Source organism: Nitrosomonas sp. Nm51 (genome assembly GCF_900111165.1).
GTDB lineage: Bacteria > Pseudomonadota > Gammaproteobacteria > Burkholderiales > Nitrosomonadaceae > Nitrosomonas.
Window position 1 is genome coordinate 1 of sequence record NZ_FOGH01000076.1, and the last position, 7,411, is coordinate 7,411.

Sequence of the window (7,411 nt, forward strand, 5' to 3'; positions counted from 1 at the left end):
CATTTCACCCATTGGGTGACTCCTGTCTTTAGTCCGAAAACCTTGACACTACTACGTTTGAGCTAATTTTTGTAGATCTAACTGAGGAAAATAGGTTAATACGTCTATGCAAAATAAATGTTGAAAGGTTATTACAATAATAACTGCTAAAATAGCCGCAAAAATTCTTAAATCCGGTGAAGATTCAATATCGTTAAGTAGCCATCCAACCAGGCTGATATCTGAAACAACCAGGGCACCCATCCAGAATTTTAGATAGGCTATTGATTCTTTAACAACATCTAAACCTGACATTCGTGAAGCATATTGGAAATCAGTAAAATTATCTATCGAGAAAATAAAGCTGTGTAGAGAACAAGTGAATAGCCCGGACAAGTTTACGCCATCCAGGAATATCATTTACTCCAGATGAAAAAAGGATAGAGCACTAGTGTTTCTAGATCCTCTCTGTCCCGGTTTTTCGTTTCTATCTTGCCGGGCTATTCTGCCTTGACCGCCTGAACATCCTCAATCGTTACTATGTACGCTGGCTCAACCGGGCTTTGATATTCTGAACGAACGCGTTCGGCGTCTTCAGCAGTACGAACGCGTACATCTGTCATATCGGAGCGTTGCTTTATCGCACGTTGATCCGTTTCGTTTTCGGGCGATGTCTCGTCAAGGTCCCGCCGAAACCAGCGGCGATATAAATCAACGGGGCCGGATTTGCCGGCCAGCGATTTTGCTGACGGGTTGCCTGGTAGTAAATATTGTTTAAAAGGTTCCAGTGCCGTTTTAATTCCTTCCTCATCTTCATCGCCGATAAGTTCAACCGTTATGCTGTCAACCACACTAAAGAACGTATAACCCGTTACTGAGGCACTTGGCCCGGTAATTCCGGAAACCAGTTTCGCGGTCGTTGCAGGATCCCCCATAATCGAACAACCTTCAAAAATTATTCGACCTGTCACCTGTACAGCAGTTGCTGTCAACCGGTTTTTTTGATCATCAGTTGAAGGACTGTTACCATCGATCAATAAATTTCCCGGGATTGAATGGGTGTCGAGCACTAGAGTTTTTATCTCGGAATAACGGGATAATACAGTTACCAGATCAGACCAGGTTGTGATCGGCTCTAGTTTTGCCCCTTTATAAAATGAATCCCGAATCGCAGTGGCCGGACCAACGCCAAGTGAAGCATCATAGACAAAGAGTTTATCTATTTTCGGTTTGGCACTTTTGTTTTGTTGCTGTTTTGACTTAGGTTTAACGAGCGATGATTTATCCGCAACCGGGGTCGCCGTCACTGCATCACGACTGGTGACACCATTGTCATCGGTGACTGGATTGTTCGGTGACATAATCCACTCCTCGATTATTCTTTTTCAGGACAACAGGTGCCCAGTAATCTTGCGGCTAATTCTGCACGCCGCTCCGGATCATCGATCGCCTCCAGCGTTTCCTGAATCATTTTTTCGCGTCTGTTTGCCAGCGTATCCTTCTCGGCAGCAGCCTGCTGGATCTCCATCGCATAAGCATCGAGTGAATCCGACTGGCCTAACAAGGCTTCTACAATGACCGAATCTGTACGCATTGTTATTTGAGTTTCGCTTAGCAACACACCATCTACCGGATTGGATTGCCCGCCCTGATTTAGTGGCCCCGGGCGAAAACGATAATACATATCATCAGTTGGCGGCGCGAAATCACCATTACCATCGCGTGCGGCAGGCTCAACCGTCACACCATCGCCATTCTGATTAATCGTGACCTTGTCTAATACCTGCACGGCAGTATCATCCTGATCGAATATGGTTCCAGCAACCCGCAATATCTGTTGCGCAGCGCCGTCGATCTGATCTGGTCGTAATGTCTCTTTCAATAAGGTGCGCAATCCTGACAGCGGCACTTCACGCCAACTGTTGTATAAGCCATTCGTAAAACCAACATGAATATTCTTCAAATGCAGCTTGGTAATAAAAGCCTGATTTAGTTCACGGAATACAAAATTCAATACGCGACGGACGTTAACATTGGTAATCGTGCGTTCGATTAATGACTCGGAACCGCTCTCGGTGGTTTTCTCCGAAGACGATGACACTGATAATTCACGTTTTGAACTCGCCTCGGCTGCATGTTCGGTGGTTGCCTCGGTCGCCTGCCGGGCAAATTGTTCACGCCCCGAGTGATATTCACCGGAACCGCCACCTGACACTTTAGCCGAACCAAACCCCCAGCTTGCTTTTGCCTCTGCCTCAACATGCCATTCTTCTGTTTTAGACTTTGTCGCCTTGTCGGTGGTCTCGTTTTGTACCTGCTCGGCAAATCGCTCCCGTGCGGACTGTTCATGACTATCGATGATCGATGAAGACTGCTCAACTGACTCTTTGGTTGATTGCCAGGTCTTTAATGAAATCGTGGTTGACTCACCCGGCAATAAGGTAAAGGTCTTAACCGTGCGGCCCATACCATAATCGCCCAGAAATGAACTAATGCCATAACGCTCAATGATGAAAAAACGCGGCTTTGGATCGGGATGTGTCGGACGCGGCAACGTTGTGATACTTCCTGCCCAGTCAACGACGGGAATATGTACAATGCCATTTCGCCAATCAGAAATAAAATCCGTATACAGGGCCGCAATCTGGCCGTCATTGACTTTTGATTTCACCGAGCTCCTAACCAAAGGCAAGGCATTTCTATCGACACTTAAAGCGGCGGCCTCATTCGTCGGCCTGCTGGTAGTCGTTGCATGTTTTACTTGCAGGCCAGAGATATGACTGGCATTCGCCAGTAAATTAGGTGCCACAACACTAACACCGGCCTTCTTTAACTGTTCAGAGAAAAAATTAGCCGCAATATTTTCGTTGATAATATTGCCATCATCTGGCGAAACACCAATTGCAGCGCCTAACTCGATACCAAAGCGAAAAGAATCCGGAGTAAAGGGCTCATCTTCTAAATCCAGTTCAACCTCCATGACACGACGCCCGGTATGAGCCCCTGGCATAGGAATTGAATAATTAATCTTTGCCGCATCCCCTTCTTCAGAAAACTCAATCGCTACAGGTTCATTCATGTCAACCTCCAGAAAATCCATGTGTATAGAAAAAACATATTACCTTTTACGTTAATCTGGAAAGTACTATAAACAGAACAGTCTAATATTGATGTGAGAAATACCACAAAGAGATCACACAATGGGGTCACCTAGCTGGATCAAGTGAGAACAGAATCCTGTTTCACCCTGGCAAAAAAGACTCCTTACTTCATGCAGAAGCATTGGTATGCATGAGAATAAAAAAGTACAACATGATGAGACGGTGCGCATTTACTGCCAGGCGATCAAATTGCCTGCAGTCCAGTGATGGAAAGCAATCTTTTTACTAGTATTCTATCAATATGATATTGCCGGGTTCAGTGAGTTTGTCAGTGTACACGGTAACGCTGTACCTGGCATATCATATTGATAGAGCGCTAGTCTTGAATGTGATTTTTGCCACATTCATCCATAACCGAAAGCGATAAGATTGCGCTATTCAAATAATAAAACGCCAACGCGCCAACGGATATCCATTATTGTTAAATTTTAGATTATCGGTAATAATCTGAGAAAAACAATTTATAATCAAAATCGCATTGGCAAATGCAGCACAGGCAGAATCTGTTTATGGCACGCAATCAGCAATACAGGATGGTCGAATTTTCAACTATTCCTGCGGCATTGCTGTTAATGCTGGCGCAGTTTGTTTTTATGCGGATTGCGCATACTGCTGAGGTTTGTGTACTGGCCGCAGCGCGCGTTGTTACAGCACAGGGTACGGTTGAGCTGCGCCGGATGCAGCAGACGGCCTGGCAGCCGGTTGAAAAAGGCGCCGAGCTGTGTGCCGGAGACCAATTACGCACCCGCAGGCACAGCAAAGCAATGCTGCGGCTAATGAATGAAAGCAACCTGACGCTTGATCAAAAAACCACCATCACATTTCCTGCGGCCATAAAAAACAAATCCGCATCATGGATGGATTTGATTAATGGCGCGATTCATATCCTGACCCGCACGCCAAAACCGTTTAAAGTCCGTACGCCATTCATGAATGCAGGTGTCGAAGGTACGGAATTTTTTGTCCGTGTCGACGAACGTCAAACCCGGATTGTTGTGTTTGAGGGCAGTGTTTCCGCAACCAACACGCATGGGGAAGTGTTGCTTGAAGGACATGAGCAGGCCATTGCATACAGCAACCAGCCGCCGCGCAAAGAAATTGTCCTTAATCCGGTTGATGCAGTTCAATGGGCGCTGCACTACCCGACGATCATTGAATACTGGCTGGATCACGGCAATGACACGCGGAATATTACTGTTCAAATTGCCGAATCGGCGCGCCTGCTCGCACTGGGCAGCATTGCCGAGGCCGAAGCAATCATCGCTCAGATACGCGCATCAGACCCCGCCAACGGCAGCGCTTACGCATTAAGCGCAATCATCGCACTGACGCAAAACGATAAAGCACTGGCGCTTGAACTTGCACAAAACGCGGTTACACTGGCTCCGGAATCGGCGACTGCAAGGCTTGCGCTGTCCTATGTGCAGCAGGCACATTTTGACATAGAAGGCGCATTAGCCAGTGTGCTGCGGGCAATCGCGCTCGATCCGCAAAACGCTTTGCTCTGGGCGCGAATGGCGGAGCTGCAAATGGCGGAAAACGAACTCGACCTGGCGCTGGATGCGGCCTCCGAAGCGGTCCGGCTGAATCCAGCAATCGCCCGCACACAAACCGTACTGGGATTTGCGCATTTATCCAACATTAATACGAAAAAAGCAAAACGGCTTTTTTCAAAAGCTATTCGCCTTGATCAAACAGATCCGATGCCACGTCTTGGACTGGGGCTGGCCATGATCCGCGAAGGAGCGCTGGAAACCGGACGCATCGAACTGGAAATTGCGGCCAGTCTCGATCCGGGCAGTTCTTTGATCCGCAGCTATCTAGGCAAGGCCTATTTTGAGGAAAAACGTTACGCAACTGCCGAAACGCAATTTGAGCTGGCCAAAGAACGCGACCCGAACGACCCGACACCCTGGTTTTATGACGCCATTCAAAAACAAACGCAAAATCAGCCGATCGCAGCACTGCATGCTATCCAGAAATCAATCGAATTGAATGACAACCGCGCCGTGTACCGCTCACGGCTGCTGCTCGACCAGGACGAGGCCGCGCGCGGCTCCAGCCTGTCGAGAATTTATGACAATCTGGGTTTTGAGAAACGCGCCATTATGCAGACGGCGCAGTCCCTGAGCCTCGACCCCTCGAATCATTCGGCGCATCGTTTTTTGTCGGATATCTATGTCAATATCCCGCGTCATGAAATCGCGCGCGTCAGTGAATTACTGCAAGCACAACTGTTGCAACCGATCAACACCAACCCGGTGCAGCCGCATTTAGCAATCGCTGATTTGAATATCATTACCAATACCGGGCCGGCTGCGACAGGCTTTAATGAATTTGCGCCGTTGATGGAGCGCAATCGAACCCAGCTAGTGGCTTCAGGCCTGGTTGGCAGCAATAGCACGCTTGGCAACGAAGTCGTCGCCTCTGGGCTATATGGCCGCGCCTCAGTCAGTGTCGGGCAATATCATTTCGAATCAAGCGGTTTTCGCCCTAACAACGACCAGAATCACGATATTTACAACGCATTTATGCAATTCGCCGCCACACCCAGGCTCAATGTACAAGCCGAGATTCGCCGGCGTGAAACAAAGCAGGGCGATTTATTATTGGATTTTAATCCCAAATCTTATTCAACTATTCGTAGGCAGCTGGATGAAGATGCGGCGCGCTTAGGCGCACGATACAAGCTATCGCCCAATCAGGATGTCATTTTCTCGGGAAAATATATCGATCGATTTGAAAATTTTAATAACAAGTCTGTTACCTTAAAAAACACCGGCTTTCAAATTGAAATGCAACATATTTTTCGCCACGAACACTTCAATACCACAACCGGCGGAAGCTTTTACCGGTTTAGCTGGGATCGAAAAATACAGGGTTTTACTACTGGAAGCTTCGATTTTATGAAACGCGGCAATGCCTACCAATACTCGAATATCAATCTTTTCGAACAATTGAACGTAACGCTTGGCGTAAGTTACGACACTTTCACCAGTACAATCTCCGGAAAAAGTAACGATAAAATCAATCCGAAATTCGGCGCACAATGGAACGTGACTCAAAATGCCCGGCTTCGATTCGCCTGGTTCGAGGTCACTAAATCGCATTTGATTGCGCAGCAAACTCTGGAACCCACGCAAATAGCCGGCTTTAATCAGTTTTTCGACGACTTGAATAACACACGGAGCCGCCGTATGGGAATCGGCCTGGACGTTCACTATCAAAACAAAGTATTTGGCGGCATTGAAGCATCCAAACGCCGCCTGCATGCTCCCCAACGAGTCGGCAGTATTTCAGAAGTAGAATTGATACAGCGACAAAACGAAAAAAATCTGCGCGCTTACTTGTACTGGTTGCCACACAAGCACTGGACTCTTCGCAGTGAATTCAACTTCGACCGATTTACGCGAAGCGAACATGTCAGTGAAATCGCTCCTGTCAAGATTGAAACGCTCAATATACCTGTCAGCCTTGAATATTTTCATCCCGGCGGTTTTTTTTCCGGTATAACAGGTACATTTGTGCGGCAGGATTTGACACGACACCGCGACATTACCAATTCCAATGACCGCAATCCTAAAACTACAAATTCCGGGATCGACAGTTTTCTCTTATTGGATGCCACTATCGGCTATCGGCTGCCTAAAAGGCGTGGCCTGTTAAGTCTAGAAATCCGCAATCTGCTCGACAAGGAATTTTTTTACCGGAACAACAATTTTGGGTTATCCCAAATTGTTGATCCGCGCTATCTGCCGGACAGAACGTTTTTCGCGAGAGCGACCCTGAATTTCTAAAAGGAATTGGATTCGACAACACTCAAGTAGAACAAACAAAAATTTTGGCTGTTATTTTCCGCCGAATTGCAATTTGTTAAACCTATTTTCCTCAGTTAGATCTACAAAAATTAGCTCAAACGTAGTAGTGTCAAGGTTTTCGGACTAAAGACAGGAGTCACCCAATGGGTGAAATGGAATTTGAGCAAAGAGAGCTGGTAAAAGCAGTTAATCTCGCTGTACATGAGATGAATCAAAGTACAAAGGAATTACGTTTATCAACACCTGGCGGACGATTTCATGTACGTTGGGATGAAGGTGGCAGTGCAACGGCTATGGGTCAACTGGCATTTTTTGCCGAATTTCTGGAGGTTTCTGGTTTATTTTCCCGTTGGGTAGCACTGCCTATTACCCGTAATTATTGACTGGACATTTAATCTGTTTTCATGCAGGATGAGTAGCATGAAAACACAAAACCTAATAAAAAGCACTTTA

At 46.8% G+C, this 7,411-nt stretch carries 5 protein-coding genes; 2 read left to right on the top strand and 3 right to left on the bottom strand.

Features of this window, described 5'->3' with window-relative positions; translation table 11 throughout:
• Window positions 1–51: 51 nt before the first annotated feature.
• The 3 genes from BMY60_RS14185 to BMY60_RS14195 form a co-directional block, all read right to left on the bottom strand.
• Complete coding sequence (locus BMY60_RS14185) at window positions 52–294, bottom strand: hypothetical protein (protein ID WP_143057467.1); 243 nt, start codon at window positions 292–294, stop codon at window positions 52–54.
• A 185-nt stretch (window positions 295–479) separates the two neighbouring features.
• Window positions 480–1,340: a hypothetical protein gene (locus BMY60_RS14190; RefSeq protein ID WP_090334509.1), complete on the bottom strand. Its 861-nt coding sequence runs from the start codon at window positions 1,338–1,340 to the stop codon at window positions 480–482.
• 14 nt (window positions 1,341–1,354) lie between these two features.
• A complete protein-coding gene (locus BMY60_RS14195; RefSeq protein ID WP_090334510.1) occupies window positions 1,355–3,058 on the bottom strand; it encodes a hypothetical protein in 1,704 nt (567 codons plus the stop codon).
• 615 nt (window positions 3,059–3,673) lie between these two features.
• Between BMY60_RS14195 and BMY60_RS14200 the strand changes: the two genes are divergently transcribed.
• Together BMY60_RS14200 and BMY60_RS14205 are read left to right on the top strand one after the other, a co-directional pair.
• Entirely contained in the window at window positions 3,674–6,937 is a 3,264-nt protein-coding gene (locus BMY60_RS14200; protein ID WP_256250912.1) for a FecR domain-containing protein, read from the top strand.
• A gap of 164 nt (window positions 6,938–7,101) precedes the next feature.
• Entirely contained in the window at window positions 7,102–7,341 is a 240-nt protein-coding gene (locus tag BMY60_RS14205) for a hypothetical protein (protein ID WP_090334512.1), read from the top strand.
• The last annotated feature ends 70 nt before the right edge of the window (window positions 7,342–7,411 follow it).

Coding starts and splice junctions, on each gene's coding strand:
- BMY60_RS14205 (WP_090334512.1), top strand. CDS start 7,102: ATGGGTGAAATGGAATTTGAGCAAAGAGAGCTGGTAAAAGCAGTTAAT.
- BMY60_RS14190 (WP_090334509.1), bottom strand. CDS start 1,340: ATGTCACCGAACAATCCAGTCACCGATGACAATGGTGTCACCAGTCGT.
- BMY60_RS14185 (WP_143057467.1), bottom strand. CDS start 294: ATGTCAGGTTTAGATGTTGTTAAAGAATCAATAGCCTATCTAAAATTC.
- BMY60_RS14195 (WP_090334510.1), bottom strand. CDS start 3,058: ATGAATGAACCTGTAGCGATTGAGTTTTCTGAAGAAGGGGATGCGGCA.
- BMY60_RS14200 (WP_256250912.1), top strand. CDS start 3,674: ATGGTCGAATTTTCAACTATTCCTGCGGCATTGCTGTTAATGCTGGCG.